This window comes from Salinibacterium sp. 10G20-15 (assembly GCF_057365065.1).
Window position 1 is genome coordinate 1,695,899 of sequence record NZ_CP195118.1, and the last position, 15,632, is coordinate 1,711,530.

At 63.3% G+C, this 15,632-nt stretch carries 16 protein-coding genes; 7 read left to right on the forward strand and 9 right to left on the reverse strand.

Annotation, left to right across the window (positions count from 1 at the left end):
• Positions 1 to 47 precede the first annotated feature (47 nt).
• Genes mnhG through ACR3YK_RS08150 form a run of 6 tightly spaced genes read right to left on the reverse strand, consistent with a single transcriptional unit; the run spans position 48 to position 6,405 of the window.
• Positions 48 to 527, reverse strand: a complete 480-nt coding sequence (mnhG, locus tag ACR3YK_RS08125) for a monovalent cation/H(+) antiporter subunit G (protein ID WP_486174397.1) — start codon at positions 525 to 527, stop codon at positions 48 to 50.
• Positions 524 to 790 carry an MrpF/PhaF family protein gene (locus ACR3YK_RS08130; RefSeq protein WP_100388298.1) on the reverse strand — a complete coding sequence of 89 codons (267 nt, stop codon included), beginning with the start codon at positions 788 to 790 and terminating at the stop codon, positions 524 to 526. Before ACR3YK_RS08130 ends, mnhG begins: the two co-directional genes overlap by 4 nt.
• Positions 787 to 1,422 (reverse strand): Na+/H+ antiporter subunit E, encoded by a 636-nt coding sequence (locus ACR3YK_RS08135; protein WP_486174398.1) that lies wholly within the window; start codon positions 1,420 to 1,422, stop codon positions 787 to 789. The genes ACR3YK_RS08130 and ACR3YK_RS08135 overlap by 4 nt, the downstream gene beginning before the upstream one ends.
• Positions 1,419 to 2,975 (reverse strand): Na+/H+ antiporter subunit D, encoded by a 1,557-nt coding sequence (locus ACR3YK_RS08140; protein ID WP_100388300.1) that lies wholly within the window; start codon positions 2,973 to 2,975, stop codon positions 1,419 to 1,421. The genes ACR3YK_RS08135 and ACR3YK_RS08140 overlap by 4 nt, the downstream gene beginning before the upstream one ends.
• A complete protein-coding gene (locus tag ACR3YK_RS08145) occupies positions 2,972 to 3,496 on the reverse strand; it encodes a Na(+)/H(+) antiporter subunit C (protein ID WP_486174399.1) in 525 nt (174 codons plus the stop codon). Before ACR3YK_RS08145 ends, ACR3YK_RS08140 begins: the two co-directional genes overlap by 4 nt.
• Positions 3,493 to 6,405, reverse strand: a complete 2,913-nt coding sequence (locus tag ACR3YK_RS08150; RefSeq protein WP_486174400.1) for a Na+/H+ antiporter subunit A — start codon at positions 6,403 to 6,405, stop codon at positions 3,493 to 3,495. The genes ACR3YK_RS08145 and ACR3YK_RS08150 overlap by 4 nt, the downstream gene beginning before the upstream one ends.
• 270 nt (positions 6,406 to 6,675) lie before the next feature.
• Here ACR3YK_RS08150 and ACR3YK_RS08155 point away from each other — a divergent pair, with 270 nt between their 5' ends.
• The 3 genes from ACR3YK_RS08155 (at position 6,676) to ACR3YK_RS08165 (ending at position 8,570) form a co-directional block, all read left to right on the forward strand.
• Positions 6,676 to 7,449 carry a glucosamine-6-phosphate deaminase gene (locus ACR3YK_RS08155; RefSeq protein ID WP_486174401.1) on the forward strand — a complete coding sequence of 258 codons (774 nt, stop codon included), beginning with the start codon at positions 6,676 to 6,678 and terminating at the stop codon, positions 7,447 to 7,449.
• A 59-nt stretch (positions 7,450 to 7,508) separates the two neighbouring features.
• Positions 7,509 to 8,045 (forward strand): DUF1697 domain-containing protein, encoded by a 537-nt coding sequence (locus ACR3YK_RS08160; protein WP_486174402.1) that lies wholly within the window; start codon positions 7,509 to 7,511, stop codon positions 8,043 to 8,045.
• 96 nt (positions 8,046 to 8,141) lie between these two features.
• Positions 8,142 to 8,570: a hypothetical protein gene (locus ACR3YK_RS08165; protein ID WP_486174403.1), complete on the forward strand. Its 429-nt coding sequence runs from the start codon at positions 8,142 to 8,144 to the stop codon at positions 8,568 to 8,570.
• Positions 8,571 to 8,601: 31 nt separating this feature from the next.
• On the opposite strand, the gene purU is transcribed toward ACR3YK_RS08165, so the two are convergent.
• Positions 8,602 to 9,444, reverse strand: a complete 843-nt coding sequence (gene purU / locus ACR3YK_RS08170) for a formyltetrahydrofolate deformylase (RefSeq protein ID WP_486176396.1) — start codon at positions 9,442 to 9,444, stop codon at positions 8,602 to 8,604.
• 52 nt (positions 9,445 to 9,496) lie between these two features.
• Between purU and ACR3YK_RS08175 the strand changes: the two genes are divergently transcribed.
• A complete protein-coding gene (locus ACR3YK_RS08175) occupies positions 9,497 to 10,750 on the forward strand; it encodes an MFS transporter (protein ID WP_486174404.1) in 1,254 nt (417 codons plus the stop codon).
• Here the strand turns inward: ACR3YK_RS08175 and nagA are convergent.
• Positions 10,686 to 11,858 (reverse strand): N-acetylglucosamine-6-phosphate deacetylase, encoded by a 1,173-nt coding sequence (nagA, locus tag ACR3YK_RS08180; RefSeq protein WP_486174405.1) that lies wholly within the window; start codon positions 11,856 to 11,858, stop codon positions 10,686 to 10,688. The two genes, ACR3YK_RS08175 and nagA, sit on opposite strands and share 65 nt — an antisense overlap.
• Positions 11,859 to 12,080: 222 nt before the next feature.
• On the opposite strand from nagA, the gene glyA reads away from it, so the two are divergent.
• The 3 genes from glyA to ACR3YK_RS08195 all read left to right on the forward strand — a co-directional run bounded on the left by glyA (position 12,081) and on the right by ACR3YK_RS08195 (position 14,592).
• Entirely contained in the window at positions 12,081 to 13,364 is a 1,284-nt protein-coding gene (gene glyA, locus ACR3YK_RS08185; RefSeq protein ID WP_486174406.1) for a serine hydroxymethyltransferase, read from the forward strand.
• A 143-nt stretch (positions 13,365 to 13,507) separates the two neighbouring features.
• Positions 13,508 to 14,383: a bifunctional methylenetetrahydrofolate dehydrogenase/methenyltetrahydrofolate cyclohydrolase gene (locus tag ACR3YK_RS08190; protein ID WP_486174407.1), complete on the forward strand. Its 876-nt coding sequence runs from the start codon at positions 13,508 to 13,510 to the stop codon at positions 14,381 to 14,383.
• A 2-nt stretch (positions 14,384 to 14,385) separates the two neighbouring features.
• Positions 14,386 to 14,592: a hypothetical protein gene (locus ACR3YK_RS08195; RefSeq protein WP_486174408.1), complete on the forward strand. Its 207-nt coding sequence runs from the start codon at positions 14,386 to 14,388 to the stop codon at positions 14,590 to 14,592.
• 20 nt (positions 14,593 to 14,612) lie between these two features.
• On the opposite strand, the gene ACR3YK_RS08200 is transcribed toward ACR3YK_RS08195, so the two are convergent.
• Positions 14,613 to 15,629: a galactokinase gene (locus ACR3YK_RS08200; RefSeq protein ID WP_486174409.1), complete on the reverse strand. Its 1,017-nt coding sequence runs from the start codon at positions 15,627 to 15,629 to the stop codon at positions 14,613 to 14,615.
• Between the last annotated feature and the right edge of the window lie 3 nt (positions 15,630 to 15,632).

Sequence of the window (15,632 nt, forward strand, 5' to 3'; positions counted from 1 at the left end):
GCTGGAATCTCACGGGTTTCGACGCTCTCAGCGACGATTGCCAGACGCTAGTCGTTGCGCGAGCTGGTGTCGTCGGTGTCGAGAGGATCGCGGGTGGTCGGAACGTTCGTGGGCTGCGCGGTGTCGTCTGCGACAGCTCCTTCTCTCTCAGCCCCTTCTGTCTCGGCGTCGTCGAATTCGGGTGCCGCATCGATAGCCTGCTCGAGTTCGTCGACGAGCAGCGAATGGGGCGCGATGATTCCGCCTCGGTAGCCGGCGCGAGCGATCATGTGAGCCGAAACGGGCGCGGTGATCATCTGGAAGATCAGCAGAAAGAGCAATAGGAGAATCGTTGAGAGCTGGAGGTTCTGCAGGGCGATGGCTAAGAGTACGAACGTGAGTCCCAGAATCTGGGGCTTGGTGGTGGCGTGCAGTCGCGCGATCGCATCGGGAAAGCGTAAGAGCCCCACCCCGGCCGCGGCCGAGAGGAAGCCGCCGAGCAGGAGGAAAATGCCGGTGAGAACGTCGAGGATCGTGTCGAGGGTCATGAGTTGGTCCTCCGCGACACGTAGCGCGCGACCACGACAGAACCGAGAAATGCGGTGGTGGCAAGCACGAGCATCGCCGGCAGGCTGCGGGTGTGACCGTTATAAACCATCTCCGCGCCGAGCGCACAAATGATTGTCGTGAGCAGCATGTCTGAGGCGATCATGCGGTCAAGAATCGAGGGGCCGCGGATGATGCGGTAGAGCGCCAGAAGGGCCGCGAAGAGCAGCATCAGCCCGACGGCGATGAAGACCCATTCGTTCATCGGGTGGCCTCCGTCTCGTGAATGCGGGCAAGGTCATCTTTCGATCCGATGGCGCGAACGATGCGCGCTTCAACGACGAGCACCTTGGTGCGCATCGCTTCAACATCGGCGGCGGTAGTCGTATCGAAAGTGTGGAAGTACAGGATGGCGCGCTCGCGGTCGACCTCAACGACGATCGATCCGGGAACCAATGACATCGCAATCGCGTCCAACGTCATGACGAAATCCGAGCGCGTGCGTAGTTGAACGGCGATAACGGATGATGTGGGAATCGGTCGCGGGTTGAGCGCTTGGAAGGCGACCGTGAATGACGCCACCGTGACATCCACAATGAAGTGCGCAAGAAAGACGAGCGAGTACCAGATGTTCAGTCGCCCCGAGATATCGGCCGGGGGCAGGTAAAGCACTCGAGTGACCAGAATCGCGACGACGAAACCGGTCAGAATGTTCAGCCACGAGAACTGCCCCCAGAGAACAGCCCACAGCACCACGAGACCGAGCAGCAGCGGTAGCTGCTGCCAGACCCGGCTTCGCACCTCGGAGCGCGATGCTCGGTGTTCGGTCACGGGTTGGTTCACGGCGGACGTAGGGGATGCTGCCGCAGAAGTGGGCTGGCTGTCGTGGGCGCTCATTCGAGACCTCCCGGGAAGACGGTATTCACGTAGTACGCCGGGCCGTCAATGTTCTCGCCGGCATTCGCGCTCAGGTCGAAGAGCGGAGTCGCGAACACGGTGAGCGCAACGCTCACGGCAACCATCGCTACCGTCGCGCCGACCATGATGCGCGGCGTCGTGCGTACGGATTCGACCGTGGCTGAGCTGCTGTTTTCGGAGGACATCGCGAGCGGGTTTTCGTAGTCGGCGACCTCTTCGGCGTCACGCCAGAAGATCATGCTCCAGGCACGAGCGAGGGCATACAACGTGAGTAGCGATACGGCCGCACCACAGCCGATGAGCACCCACGCGAGCGTGGAGCCGTTGTTGGCGCCCGCCTCGAACAGGGCGAGCTTGCCGAGGAATCCGGAGAACGGAGGGATACCACCGAGGTTCAGCAGAGGGATGAAGAACAGCACCGCTATGAGGGGACTGGCCTTGAGCATCCCACCCAGTTTGTTGATGCCGGTCGTGCCACCCTGTCGTTCCACGAGCCCGGTGGCCAAGAACAGGGTCGTCTGCACGGTGATGTGGTGGACGATGTAATACGTTGCTGCCGCGAGCCCCGCCGCGGTATCAATGCCAATGCCGAACAGCATGTAGCCGATGTGACTGATGAGCGTGAACGACAGCAGTCGCTTGATGTCGGACTGCGCTACCGCTCCTAGGATTCCGACCACCATGGTGAGCGCGGCCACAATCAGCAGCACAGTATTGAGTTCGCCATCCGGGAAGATGATCATTTCGGTGCGGATGATCGCGTAGACACCGACCTTGGTGAGCAACCCAGCGAAGACGGCCGTGACGGGGGCTGGCGCCATCGGGTAGGAGTCGGGCAGCCAGAAGGAGAGCGGGAAGACGGCCGCCTTGATGCCGAATCCGATGAGCAACATGACGTGCAGCGTGAGTTGGACGTCGGCGGGAAGCTCGGCGAGGCGCACGGTGAGTTGAGCGATGTTGACGGTGCCGGTTGCGCCATAGATCATGGCGATCGCCGCGAGGAAAATGGCGGACGACACCAAACTAACGACGATGTACACCGTGCCCGCGCGGATGCGGGGTTCGGTGCCGCCCAGCGTGATCAGCACGTAGCTAGCCACGAGAAGAATCTCGAAGCTGACATAGAGGTTGAACAGGTCACCCGCCACGAAGGCGTTGAACACGCCGGTCGCCAAGATCAGGTAGGTCGGGTAGTAGATCGAGACGGGGGTTTCTCGGTCTCCGTCGGCAAGACCCTGACCCACGGAGAATACGAGGACGGCCAACAGTACGGCTGCGGACACCACGATCATGAGCGCTGAGAGTCGATCGACCACGAGCACAATGCCGTAGGGCGCGGGCCAGCCGCCGACCTCGACCGCGATCGCTCCGTTGGTGTCGACGGCCACGAGCAGAGCGGCACCGATCGCGAGAACGGCGGTGAGTACGCCGACGGTGATGAGCGTTTGCACCCGGGGGCGCTTTGCTTGGGTGAGAGCTGCTGCCGCACCGAGCAAGGGCAGGAGAACGACGAGGGTGGTGAGGGCGCTCATGCGTCTCCCTCCTTCTTGTCGAGTTCCTGTTGTCGGCGTTCGGCAGCGAGGCTCTCTTGCTCTTCGCGTTCCTCTTGTTTTTTGAGGTCGACGGCGGTGGAGATGGCGGCGGCTGCGCGAGTACCGAATTCGGTGTCATCCCCGTCAACCGGGCGGTCGGTCGTGACCGAGGTGCGGCGGCGGCCCATTGCGAGGTCTTCCGTGTCGTCGTAGACCACGTCGGCATTGGCCAAGCGCCACGAGCGGTAGATCAGTGCAAGCAAGAACGCGGAGACGCCGAACGTGATCACAATCGCCGTCAGGATGAATGCCTGCGGCAAGGGGTCGGCGGTAGCGGCATCCTCACCATAGAACGCAGCGGCGCCGGAGGGGCCCGACACGATGAGGATCAGTAGGTTGGTTGCGTTGCCCACGAGCAAGAAGCCCAAGAGCACGCGGGTCATGCTGCGCTCAAGAAGAAGGTAGACGCCTACCGAGTAGAGCATGACCATGATGATCACGAGGGTGAGAGAGGCGTTCATATGGTGCTTCCGCTCTCGAGAGATTCAGAGGACTCTTCGCGCTGACGATCGATCTCGGCACCCAGACTGCGAAGGACATCGAGCACCATTCCGATGACTACGAGGTACACCCCGATGTCGAAAATGGTCGAGGTGGAGAACTCAACGTGCCCGAGCAGGGGGATGGTCGTTTCGAAGAACGTGGAAGTGAGAGCATCCGCCCCCAGCAACAGTGGCACGGTTGCAGTGCCGGCGGCCAGCACGAGACCGACACCCAGGATACGCCCGGCGTCGAAGGGAGCGGCGGCGCCGAGTTCGTAGCGTCCGCCAGCAAGGTAACGACCGGCCAGCGCGAGACCCGCAACGAGCCCCGCAGCGAAACCGCCGCCGGGGAGGTTGTGGCCGGCGAACAAGAGATAGAGCGAAAGCACGATCAGCGGGTGGAAGAGCAAGCGAATGACAACTTCGAGCAGGATCGACCGATTTTCGGGAGCCAGCTTGCGCCCCGCGAGCAACCACGCGTTGCGAGTGGAGGGGTCTTGAACGCCCGGCACGTACTCGGACGAGACGATCTCGCGCGACGGCTTGAGGCGGGCGCGGATCGTTCCGCGGGCACGGGCCTCTGAGACGCGCGGCAGGTTGTCGGTGCGGCTGCGCAAGAACACGAGGCTCGCAACACCGGTTGCGGCGGCGACGATCACGGAGAGCTCGCCGAGAGTGTCCCAGCCGCGGATGTCGACGAGCACAACGTTCACGACGTTGCGACCGTGACCAATCTCGTACGCGAGGTCGGGCAGCGACGCCGAGATGGGGTCGGCGCTTCGGGCGCCGAGCGCGACGATGGCGACGATGCCCATGAGCAGCCCCACCGAGAGGCCAACGGCAGCACGCAGCACGCGGCGTGAACTGCCGTGGGCCTTGCCGAGGCGAGCGGGCAGACGACGAAGCACCAACACGAAGGCGATGAGAGTGACGGTCTCGACCAGAACTTGAGTGAGAGCGATATCGGGCGCACCGTGGAACGCGAAGAGCGCCGCCATTCCATAGCCAACGACGCCGACGAGAACCGCCGCTTGGAAGCGCTTCTGGGCTGCCACAAGTGCGAGCGCGGCCACGATCATGACGGCACCGATCGCGAGTTGGCCGGCACTATCGAAGAGTCGGATGGAGTCAGGCCAGCTGCGATTGAGCGCGAGCGTGCTGCCTACCGAACCCACCATCACGAGCAGGATCACGGTGAGGTAGAAGGGCAGCGAACCACGCTGCGTGGTCGCCGTCACGCGCAACGCGACGCGGTCGAGCGTGCGCAGCGTGGAGCGATACAACTTGTTCGAGTCGACGATCGCCGGCACGAGCGACTGCAGCGCGAAGACCTGCGTGCGAGCCCAGAACAGCGCCAGACCGACGAGCAGCGTGGCGGCAGAGATGAAGAACGCGGCATCAAAGCCGTGCCAGAGCTTGAGCGAGTAGTCGTAGCCCTCGGAGACGAATTGCGTTGAGTACCCCTCGAGCACGGTTCCGACAGCGCCAAAGAATGGTGCGAGAACCAGGCTGCTGGCGGCGAGAATGGCGGGCGACGACAGGAACCACACGTTCTCATGTAGCGGCCGCACGGTTTCAACACCGTTCTTGCTCGCAAACGCACCCCAGACGAAGCGGGCGCTGTAGGCGACCGTGAGGGTGGAGCCGACGGCGACGCCGGCGATGGCGATCCAGCCGAGCGCTGAGCCCGCGCTCGCGCTCTCGATGAAGCTCGCGAGCACCGACTCTTTGGCCACGAAGCCAGCGGTGAACGGGATGCCCGCCATGGATGCCGTGGCAATAACCGCAATAGTCGTGAGGAAGGGAGCTTCCCGGCCCAGCCCACTGAGCTTGGTGAGGTCACGGGTTCCGACGCGGTGGTCGATGAGGCCAACGACCAAGAACAGGGCCGCTTTGAAGAGGGCGTGGGCAAGAAGCAATGCGACTCCGGCAAGAGCCGCGGTACGCGTGCCAAAACTCACGACCGTGAGCAAGAACCCGAGCTGGCTGACGGTGCCATAGGCAAGCAGAAGTTTGAGGTCGACCTGCGTGAGTGCGCGCCATCCGCCCACCAGCATCGTGAACACACCCAAGCCGAGCAGCAACGGTTGCCAGCCCGGGGTCTGGGCAAAGCCGGGCGCGAGTCTGGCGATGAGGTAGATGCCGGCCTGCACCATCGCGGCCGCGTGCAGGTAGGCGCTCACGGGAGTGGGGGCGGCCATGGCGGAAGGCAGCCAGAACTGGAACGGAACGATCGCCGACTTGCTGAGCGCGCCGACGAGGATCAGCATGATCGCGATCGTGACGGCGGTGCCCTCGGGGGCGAGGGCGATGAGCCGCGCCAAGCTGGCAGTGCCGGTGCGCTCGGCGAGCATCACAAGACCGACGAGCATCACGAGCCCACCGGCGGTCGTGACGATCAGGGCCTGCATCGCAGCAATGCGACTCGCGAGTCGACCGGTGTTGTGGCCGATGAGCAGGAAGGAGAACACCGTCGTGGCTTCCCACAGGATGAAGAGCAAGTAGACGTTGTCGGCAATCACGAGGCCGTACATCGTGCCGGTGAAGGCGAGGAAGACCGCAGCGAAGCGACCAAGGCCCTCTTCGGAAGCGGCGAAGTACTTAATGCAGTAGAGCATCACGAGCGTGCCGACGCCGGTGACGACGAGAGCAAGCAGCCACGAAAGGGTGTCTACACGGAAGCTGAGATCGAGGTTCAGCTGCGAGATCCAGGGGATGCTCTCGGTCGGTGGGGTATCCGCGAGAACAGCGGGAGTCTGCAGCAGGGTGTAGATAAATGCCGCAGCAGGAATGAGAGCCGTGACAAAGAAGACACGAGTGTGCAGGCGACGCGTGAGCGCAGGGATCACCAAGGACACGAGCGCAAACGCTGCGAGCAGCACTATCACGGGGCTCTCCGCTTCGAGCTGGGGCTGGAACCTTGCGGATTCAGTGCAGTTCTCCCTTAGGGGTGCTCGATCTGGTGGTCGAGTGCTGCAGCACAGCCAAGGCGAATGGCGTTGCGACAGAATGGCGAGATGGTCGGTGTCTTCGTCACGAACATTCTACCGGACGGATATCTGGACAGCTCGTGAAGATTCGGCCCCGAATGTGTGGAGCGCTAAGACCACTTCGGCAATCTTCCCTCGATCGCGCCGGAGCGCTCTACAGTCGATGGCATGGCAGAAGTAGTTATCGTCGATTCACCAGAGGCGGCGGGCGAAGTCGCTGCCGACCTCATCGAAGCGCTCGTGCGTCGGACCCCGGATGCCGTACTCGGCCTAGCGACCGGGTCGACGCCCTTAACAACGTGGGCTGCGCTCGCGGCTCGAGCCCTCGACCTCTCTGCTGTGCGGGGATTCGCTCTCGATGAATATGTCGGATTGCCTGCCGGGCATCCCGAAAGCTACCGCTCGGTCATCACGCGCGAAGTCGTTGAACCGCTCGGCTTGACGCCCGAGCTCGTGCAGGTGCCGGCCGAGAGCGGTCCCATCGAAACGGCGGGCGACGACTATGAGCGCGCGATCGTCGCGGCCGGTGGTGTCGACCTGCAGATTCTCGGGATCGGCTCGACGGGGCACATCGGCTTCAACGAACCCGGATCCTCGTTCGCATCACTCACCCGCGTCAAGACCCTGACCCAGCAGACCCGGCTCGACAACGCGCGCTTCTTCGATTCACCCAATGACGTACCTAAGCACTGCATCACGCAGGGACTCGGCACCATCCAACGTGCGGGGCACCTTGTCTTGCTCGCTTTTGGTGAAGCAAAGGCAGCGGCGCTCGCGGGCGCAGTGGAAGGGCCGGTCACGGCTAGCCTGCCGGGATCGGCAATCCAGTTGCACTCCACCGTCACGGTCATTGTGGACGAGGCTGCGGCATCCGAGCTCAAATTCGCCGACTACTACCGCTACTCCTGGGAGAATCGTCTCGATTGGGAACGGCTGCGCTAAGGCTCCCGATTTCGCTAGCAGCGACGCCTCGTGTCGGTACTCCGTGCCATCGTTAGCTCATGACGAACTACGTAGCGCTGCTTCGCGGCATCAATGTGGGCGGCTCGAACGTGATCAGCATGGCGGCGCTAAAGGAGTGCTTTACCGATGCCGGCTTCGCGGACGTGCGCACGTACATTCAGAGCGGCAACGTCGTGTTCACCTCAGACGCGTCGGGCAGCGCCGAGCTTGAAGTCGAAATTGAGCGGATGCTGCGCGAGCGCTTGGGCGCCGCTATCCTCGCTGTCGTGCGCTCCGGCGACGAATTCGCGGCCACCGTCGCGGCGGCCCCGAGCGATCACGGTTCCGCGGAGCTACTGAGCGATGTGCTCTTTCTCAAACGCCCTCTCACCGCAGCGGAAGCGCTCACTCGCGTGCCCGAACTCAACGAACGGGTTGACTCTGTCTCAGCAGGCCCAGGCGCGCTCTACTTTTCGCGCACGGTCATCGACTCAGCGGAATCGCGCATCGACCGCCTGCGCGCTAATCGCCTCTCGAAGCGGATGACGGTGCGCAATTGGCACACGACGCTGAAGCTGCGCGACTTGCTTGAGTAGGAACGCTGACTCGAAATGGGGACTGCTCCGATTGGTGAGAATTAGTTAACCTGTGAACGAGGCCGCGTGGTCAGTTCGAGCAGAAAGAGCGCAATCGTGAAGAGAACCGCCGGGATCGGGATCTCGCTCATTGCTGTGATCGCTTTGGTGGGGTGCAGCCCTAAGGGCATTGATATCAGTCCAGAGGACAGGGCTTTGCAGCCCTGTGTGGGTATCGACAGCGTGACGGTCGAGGAACTCGCTGCGCTTGCCCCGGTGGACTGTGATTGGAGCGAGGTGACCGTGGTGTACCCTGACGGGTTCACCAAGGTTGCGCCATCAATCGGCGTGACGTCCGGATCCAGCTCTGGGGATATCGATCTTGACGAGTCGGTCACTTACTCGATGTGGAACTTGGGGCTCGATGGGGTGATTGCGGCCCGTACTGCGCCACGAGGGGTCACTACGGAATGGTGGGGCAGTGCGCGAGGAATCGAACGTGTTCAGGAGGTCGAAGGCGTCGACATCCCGGCGATCGTTCAGTAGAAACGGGCGATTCAATACACTGCGATCCGACCTAGCGGAAGATAATCGTGCGCGCCCCATCGAGCAGCACGCGATCTTCGGCGAACCACTTCACGGCCTGCGTGAGGGTGCGGCTTTCTTCGTCTTGACCGATCGACCGGAGTTCGCTTGCCGTGCTCGCGTGATCCACGCGCACGACGTTCTGCTCGATGATCGGGCCCTCGTCGAGGTCGCTCGTCACGAAGTGCGCGGTAGCACCGATGAGCTTCACGCCGCGCGCGTGAGCCTGCTTGTAGGGGTTCGCACCCTTGAAGCCGGGCAAGAAAGAGTGGTGGATGTTGATGATCTTGCCGCTCAACTGTTCGCACAGTTCGGGGGAGAGAATCTGCATGTAGCGCGCAAGCACGACGAGTTCGATGTCGTGCTCTTCGACAACTTCGAGGATGCGCTCCTCAAAGGCCAACTTGTGGCCGGGCGTCGTGACCGCGTGCGACTCGAACGGCACCTCATAAAACTCCGCAAGCGAGCCCAAATCGGGGTGGTTGCTCATGATGAGCGGCATCTCGATGGGTAGCTGGCCAGCACGCTGGCGGTAGAGAAGGTCGTTGACGCAGTGTCCGGCCTTGGATGCCAACACGAGGGTGCGCAGCGGACGCCCTACAACGTCGAGCTGCCATTCCATCGCGTACCGCTCGGTCACGGGGGCGAGGGCTTGCACGAAGACTTCGCGCGGAGCATCCGACTCCACTTGAAGGCGCATGAAGAAGCGCCCCGTGTCGTCGCTGGAGAACTGTTGCGACTCGGTGATATTGCCGCCGGCCTCAACGATGGCGCCACTGATGGCGTGAACGATGCCGGGCTTGTCATCACAAGTGAGGGTTACGATCCAGTGCATTGAGGTGGTCACTGATTTAGCGTACCGGTGCTGACGGTAGAGTTAGTCAAACATGAGCACGCCACATACTTCTTCGCCCACCTCCTCTCAGGCTTTTCCGTGGGCGGGTCTCTTCACTCTTTCCGCGCTGATCTTCACTTCGGTCACGAGCGAATGGTTGCCCACCGGTTTGCTGCCGGAGATCGCCGCTGAGTTGTCGGTGTCAGAGTCGCAGGTGGGGTTGCTCATCACGATCTTCGCCGCGACTGTCGTTATCTCTACGGCTCCGCTCGCTGCGCTCACGCGTAATCAGCCCCGCAAGAAGCTCGTCATCATCGTGCTTGTCGTCTTTGTGATCGGCAACCTACTTGCTGCCGTCGCGCCCAACTATGCGGTGCTCGTGATCGCGCGAATCATCGGTGGACTCTCGCACGGACTGTTCTGGGCCGTGGTCGGCGCCTACTCAGCTCACCTCGTTCCCCCTCACCAAGTTGGCCGCGCCGTTGCCGTCACGAGTGCCGGGGCAACTGCCGCCTTCGTGCTCGGAGTCCCCGTGGGCACCGCCCTCGGTCACGCCCTCGGCTGGCGCCTGGCCTTCGTCGTGATCGCGATCATCATCGCGGCCCTCACGATCATGGTCGTGCGGATTCTGCCGCCGGTCGATCACCAGCAGCCCCTCGCCACCGGCGAGATCTCGATCCCGTTGCGCAAAGACCGGTCCGTTCCCGGCGTCATTTACGTGTGCATCTTGGTTGCTCTCGCGATGCTCGGACACAACCTCTTCTATACCTACATCGTTCCGTACCTGATCGGCCCGGCTGGCATCGACACCGGTGCCGTCGCCGGGGTACTGCTGATCTTCGGTGCCGCCGGTGCGTTCGGTCTCGCGCTCGCCGGAATGCTCGTCGACCGGTTCCCGCGCAGCATCCTCCCGGTCACATTAGCGCTGGTCGCGATCTGTGCCGTGCTGCTCGCCATGTTTCCCGCCGAGCCCGCGATCATGTTCACCGTCGTGGTGGTATGGGGAACCGCCTTCGGCGGCGTTCCTGCCATGATGCAAACACGACTGTTGCAGCTAGCTTCCCCGCGTATGCGCGACGTCGGTTCGGCCTACCTCACGACCTCGTTCAACATCGGTATCGGTGGCGGCGCGCTCGTGGGCGGCATCCTGCTCGACAATTACGGAGTCATCTCGTTGCCCTACGTTGACGCTGGCATCCTCGGCGTCGCCGTGGTCTTCGCGATTATTGGTGGCGAACTACTCAGGCGCCGGGATGCTCGGGGCGCGGCAATTCGCGACCAGCAGCCCACACCGCCCGCACCCTAAAGTCGGCGTCGAGCAACACGGCATCGGCGGCGAATCCGGGAGCAAGTGAGCCTAGGTCGCTCTCGCGCCCCATGGCCCGGGCAGGAACAGCGGTGGCCGCGGCAACAGCCTGCGGCACGCTCAAGCCCACTTCGGTGACAGCGCGGCGCACCGCGGCATCCATCGTGAGGGTCGAGCCGGCGATCGAGCCGTTGTCGCTGAGGCGCGCCACACCGTTGGCGACAGTGACGTCGAGCGACCCTAGCTCGTAGTGGCCGTCGCCAGCGCAGGTCGCGGCCATGGCATCGGTTATGAGCGCGACGCGGTGGGGAGCCGAAGCGAAAAGCATGGCGACGACATTCGGATGCACGTGCACGCCGTCATTGATTACTTCGAGCGTCACCTCTGAGGCGGAGAATGCTGCTGCTACCGGACCGGGAGCGCGATGGTGGATTTCGCGCATTCCATTGAACGCGTGAGTGAGAATGCTCGCCCCCGCATCGAACGCCGCACTGGTGTGAGCGTAGGTGGCGGCAGTGTGTCCTACTGCCACGCGAACTCCAGCGGCCACAAAGGTCGCGATGGCCTCGGTGCCGCCAGGTAGCTCTGGCGCCAGCGTGATCTGGCGCAGCGTGCCGTCGGCGGCTGCGAGAAGATGGTCGATTTCGGCAGCGGACGGCGATCGCAGAATGGCGGGGTCGTGAGCGCCGCGGAACTCCTGATCGATGAAGGGCCCCTCAAGGTGGCTGCCCAGAATCAGAGGATCGTGCTGAGCCAGTTCTGCCACCGTTGCAAGACTGGTCAGCAGCTTCCCGGGTGAGGCGCTGATGAGGGAGATGACGGACCGCGTCGTGCCATGGCGGCGGTGCGCCTCAAGCCCCTGAGCGATAGCGGCGGGGCCGTCATCAAAAGCTGCTCCTGCCCCTCCATGCGAGTGGATGTCGATGAAACCCGGGGCGAGATAGTCGCCGCCAGCATCGACAACGTCAGTCGCGGCATCCGCTCGGGAACGCCACGAGTCGCCCGTGCCGGTGGCTGCCACCGTTGCTCCGTCGAAGCCAACCCATGCATCCTGCTGCGAGGCGCCGTCGCTCACGAGGTTTGCGGAGTGAATCAGGCGGGTAAACATGGGGTCCGTTCGACGGGCTGGGAGCGCTCTACCGCGCGCGTTTCGCGCCGCTGGTGTAGTCCAAAGTCTGACAGAAACAGCGGGGCTTTCAAGGGTGCCTTAGACCACTTGGGGTGCAGACCTTTTTCCGCCCCTGCGGAAACCTTGGCACCTCGGGCTGACGTTATCCAGCGTTCAGGCGGTATCTTGGGAGTATCCACCCCTGTCGCAAGGAGATCATCTGTGTCCTCGTTCCTTTCGCCTCTTTCTGAGGTAGACCCCGAGATCGCTGCGGTGCTCGGCCAAGAGCTCGACCGCCAGCGCAATACGCTTGAGATGATCGCGAGTGAGAACTTTGTTCCGCGCGCTGTTCTCGAGGCGCAGGGCTCGGTTCTCACCAACAAGTACGCCGAGGGTTACCCGGGGCGTCGCTACTACGGTGGTTGCGAATTCGTTGACGTTGCAGAGAAGCTCGCTATCGAGCGCGCCAAGAGCCTGTTCGGTTCGGCGTACGCCAACGTTCAGCCTCACTCGGGAGCATCGGCTAACGCTGCAGTGCTGTCGGCTATCGCTCAGCCCGGAGACCGCATCCTCGGCCTCTCGCTTGACCACGGCGGACACCTCACGCACGGCATGCGCTTGAACTTCTCGGGCAAGCTCTACGAAGCTCACGCCTACGGTGTGAACGAAGAGACCGGCGTTCTTGATATGGCGGATGTTCGTGCCAAGGCCCTTGAGGTCAAGCCTCACGTCATCATCGCTGGCTGGTCGGCGTACACCCGCCAGCTCGACTTCGCTGAGTTCCGTTCGATCGCCGACGAGGTTGGAGCCGTGCTCTGGGTCGACATGGCGCACTTTGCCGGACTCGTTGCCGCAGGCCTGCACCCCAACCCCGTTCCCTTTGCGGATGTCGTGTCGTCGACCGTTCACAAGACCATCGGTGGTCCCCGCTCGGGCTTCATCCTCACCAACAACGTTGATATCGCTAAGAAGATCAACTCCAACGTGTTCCCCGGGCAGCAGGGTGGACCGCTCATGCACGTGATCGCCGCCAAGGCGACCGCGTTCATGCTCGCGGCATCCGACGATTTCAAGGATCGTCAGGAGCGCACCCTTCGCGGCGCCAAGATTCTCGCTGAGCGTCTTGTTCGAGACGACATGACCTCGCTTGGCGTAGACGTTCTCACGGGCGGCACTGACGTGCATCTTGTGCTCGTTGACCTGCGCAAGTCGGAGATCAACGGTCAAGAGGGTGAAGACCTGCTGCACGCCGTGGGCATCACCGTGAACCGCAACTCGGTACCCGCTGACCCGCGCCCGCCCATGACCACCTCGGGGTTGCGCATCGGTACGCCGGCGCTCGCCACTCGAGGTTTCGGCGACGTTGAATTCACCGAGGTTGCCGACATCATCGCCGAGGCTCTCAAGCCCGGTGCCGACACGGCCGCGCTCAGCGCCCGCGTTCGCGCGCTCGCCGACGCCTTCCCGCTCTACGACGGTCTCGAAAGCCCCGGTAGCTGGGCCTAAAGAACCCAGAACCGGACTGAAACAGTCTGAAGCTCAAGAGCCCATCACCGTGTGAACACGGAGGTGGGCTCTTTAGCGTTTAATGGAGCTGGCAGTTGTGTAGGTGGCCGATCAGCGCATCGGCCCGATTCGAACGGAAAACGATGACCGCAGTAAAGCTTGATGGTGTCGCTACGGCCACCGCCGTAAAGAACGAACTGCGCGAGCGCGTGGATGCCCTGAAGGCTCGCGGCATCACTCCGGGCCTCGGCACCCTTCTCGTGGGCGATGACCCCGGAAGTCGTTCCTACGTGGCAGGCAAGCACCGCGACTGCGCCGAAGTGGGCATCGAATCTATTCGCGTCGATCTGCCAGCCACGGCATCCGCAGACGATGTTCGGGATGCCATTGTGGCGTTGAACGAGAACCCTGCCGTTACCGGCTACATCATTCAGCTGCCGCTGCCGGCCGGTCTCGATGAGAACGCGATGCTCGAACTCATGGACCCCGCTAAAGATGCGGATGGCCTGCACCCCACTAACCTCGGTCGTCTCGTGCTGGGCGTGGGCACGGAGCTCGATTCGCCACTGCCCTGCACCCCGGCGGGAATCGTCGAAATGTTGGAGCGGTACAACGTGCCCATCGCGGGCAAGCACGTTGTTGTTGTCGGTCGCGGCCTGACAGTCGGTCGGCCGATCGGTCTGCTCCTCACGAACAAGGGACTGGATGCCACCGTCACCCTCACCCATTCCCGCACCACCCAGCTCGAAACTCATGTTCGCCAGGCAGACATCGTGGTTGCCGCAGTCGGTTCCGCCGCGCTAATTCGCCCCGAGTGGATCAAGCCGGGCGCTGCCGTGCTCGATGTCGGAATCACTCGCGTGATCGACGAGGCAACCGGTAAGGGCCGTCTCGTCGGAGACGTCGACCCCGCTGTTGCCGAGATCGCCGGCTACCTTTCGCCGATGCCCGGCGGCGTTGGCCCCATGACGCGCGCGATGCTCGTGAAGAACGTCGTCGACGCTGCCGAACGGCTGTAGCGGTGGCAGACGAGTCAGCGGCGAACCGTGCGTCAGCGGACGCCGCGCAGAAGCCTGCGGCCCCGAAGCTGCAGCACGTGTCGCGACCGCAGGGTGTGCAGCGCAAACCGCGCAAACGTCGCTTTCCGTGGCCCCGCGTGTGGGTCTGGGCAGGCGTGATCGTTGGTGCTGCGTTTGCCGTTGCGCTCGTTCTGAAGCTGGCCGGATAGCTGCTGACTGCCGCTTGCCGCTAGCGGTCGCGCAGAGCGCCCATCGACGGTGACACTGCGGTGACGGTGGGCTGGCCCCACGCGTGTTCGGCGAAGGCTCCATCGAGAGCTACTCGCACGCGAGATGCCGTGTCGGTATCGACGAGAGCGACGGCCACTCCGCTGAAGGGGCGGCCGAGCATCCGCGCGCCTAAAGCACCGGCGGCCAGAGCTGTTTCAACGGCGAGGTCGACCTCTGTGGTCGAGATTCCGTAATCGTCGCGCAGACTCGCGTGCGAGGCATCGAGCAGGGCACCGAGCAGTCGAGGGGTCTCGTCGCGAATGGCGAGAGCCGCGTCGCGCACCCGCTGGTTTTCGGTGACGGTGTGAAGTGTGCGGCGCACTTCGTCATCCGCGATCGCAGTGTCGAGCGCATCGGCGGTGGGAGCGTCGGTGTCAATCACAAGAAGTTCGAGGCCGGCGGTCTGCCAGTCGAGGGGGAGTGGCTCGGGGCGCGTTTCACCCTCCAAACGCACGAGGGCGTGGTCGTCGAGAGCGAAGACGCTCGCGGCGACATCGGGGTGCTCGGCAAGGTGAGCGGTATGCTCGCCGAGGTTCCAGAGATCGCTGAGAGCGAGTGCCAAGGCCGCCTCGAGTGCGGCCGACGAGCCGAGACCAGATCCGACAGGCACGGTGGTGTCGATGAACACGTCGACGCCGGTGAGCGACGCCGCCGTGTCGGATGCCTCCAGCACCTCCTGCACGATACCGAGCGCGATACGACTCCAGCCCTGCACCTCGGTGGAGGCCAGCTCGTCGAGCTCGATTGTGACGAGTTCATCCACGAGGGCACTCGCGATGCGCACGGTGCGGTCGGAGCGAGTGGAAGCCGCCAGCACCGTTCGGCGGTTGATGGCCACCGCGAGTTCGGCATCCGTCTCGGGGCTATCGGCTGTGCCGAGCAGTGTGAGGCGGCCGGGAGCCGACCAGACGCCATCGGCGGGGTGACCGAACACGGCCTCGAAGTCGTAGAGAACGTCATCGCGAATATCTGACATGGG

Excerpts from the sequence above, each read along its gene's own strand:
- mnhG (WP_486174397.1), bottom strand. The coding sequence starts at position 527 with ATGACCCTCGACACGATCCTCGACGTTCTCACCGGCATTTTCCTCCTG.
- ACR3YK_RS08130 (WP_100388298.1), bottom strand. The coding sequence starts at position 790 with ATGAACGAATGGGTCTTCATCGCCGTCGGGCTGATGCTGCTCTTCGCG.
- ACR3YK_RS08135 (WP_486174398.1), bottom strand. The coding sequence starts at position 1,422 with ATGAGCGCCCACGACAGCCAGCCCACTTCTGCGGCAGCATCCCCTACG.
- ACR3YK_RS08140 (WP_100388300.1), bottom strand. The coding sequence starts at position 2,975 with ATGAGCGCCCTCACCACCCTCGTCGTTCTCCTGCCCTTGCTCGGTGCG.
- ACR3YK_RS08145 (WP_486174399.1), bottom strand. The coding sequence starts at position 3,496 with ATGAACGCCTCTCTCACCCTCGTGATCATCATGGTCATGCTCTACTCG.
- ACR3YK_RS08155 (WP_486174401.1), top strand. The coding sequence starts at position 6,676 with ATGGCAGAAGTAGTTATCGTCGATTCACCAGAGGCGGCGGGCGAAGTC.
- ACR3YK_RS08160 (WP_486174402.1), top strand. The coding sequence starts at position 7,509 with ATGACGAACTACGTAGCGCTGCTTCGCGGCATCAATGTGGGCGGCTCG.
- purU (WP_486176396.1), bottom strand. The coding sequence starts at position 9,444 with ATGCACTGGATCGTAACCCTCACTTGTGATGACAAGCCCGGCATCGTT.
- ACR3YK_RS08175 (WP_486174404.1), top strand. The coding sequence starts at position 9,497 with ATGAGCACGCCACATACTTCTTCGCCCACCTCCTCTCAGGCTTTTCCG.
- nagA (WP_486174405.1), bottom strand. The coding sequence starts at position 11,858 with ATGTTTACCCGCCTGATTCACTCCGCAAACCTCGTGAGCGACGGCGCC.
- ACR3YK_RS08190 (WP_486174407.1), top strand. The coding sequence starts at position 13,508 with ATGACCGCAGTAAAGCTTGATGGTGTCGCTACGGCCACCGCCGTAAAG.
- ACR3YK_RS08200 (WP_486174409.1), bottom strand. The coding sequence starts at position 15,629 with ATGTCAGATATTCGCGATGACGTTCTCTACGACTTCGAGGCCGTGTTC.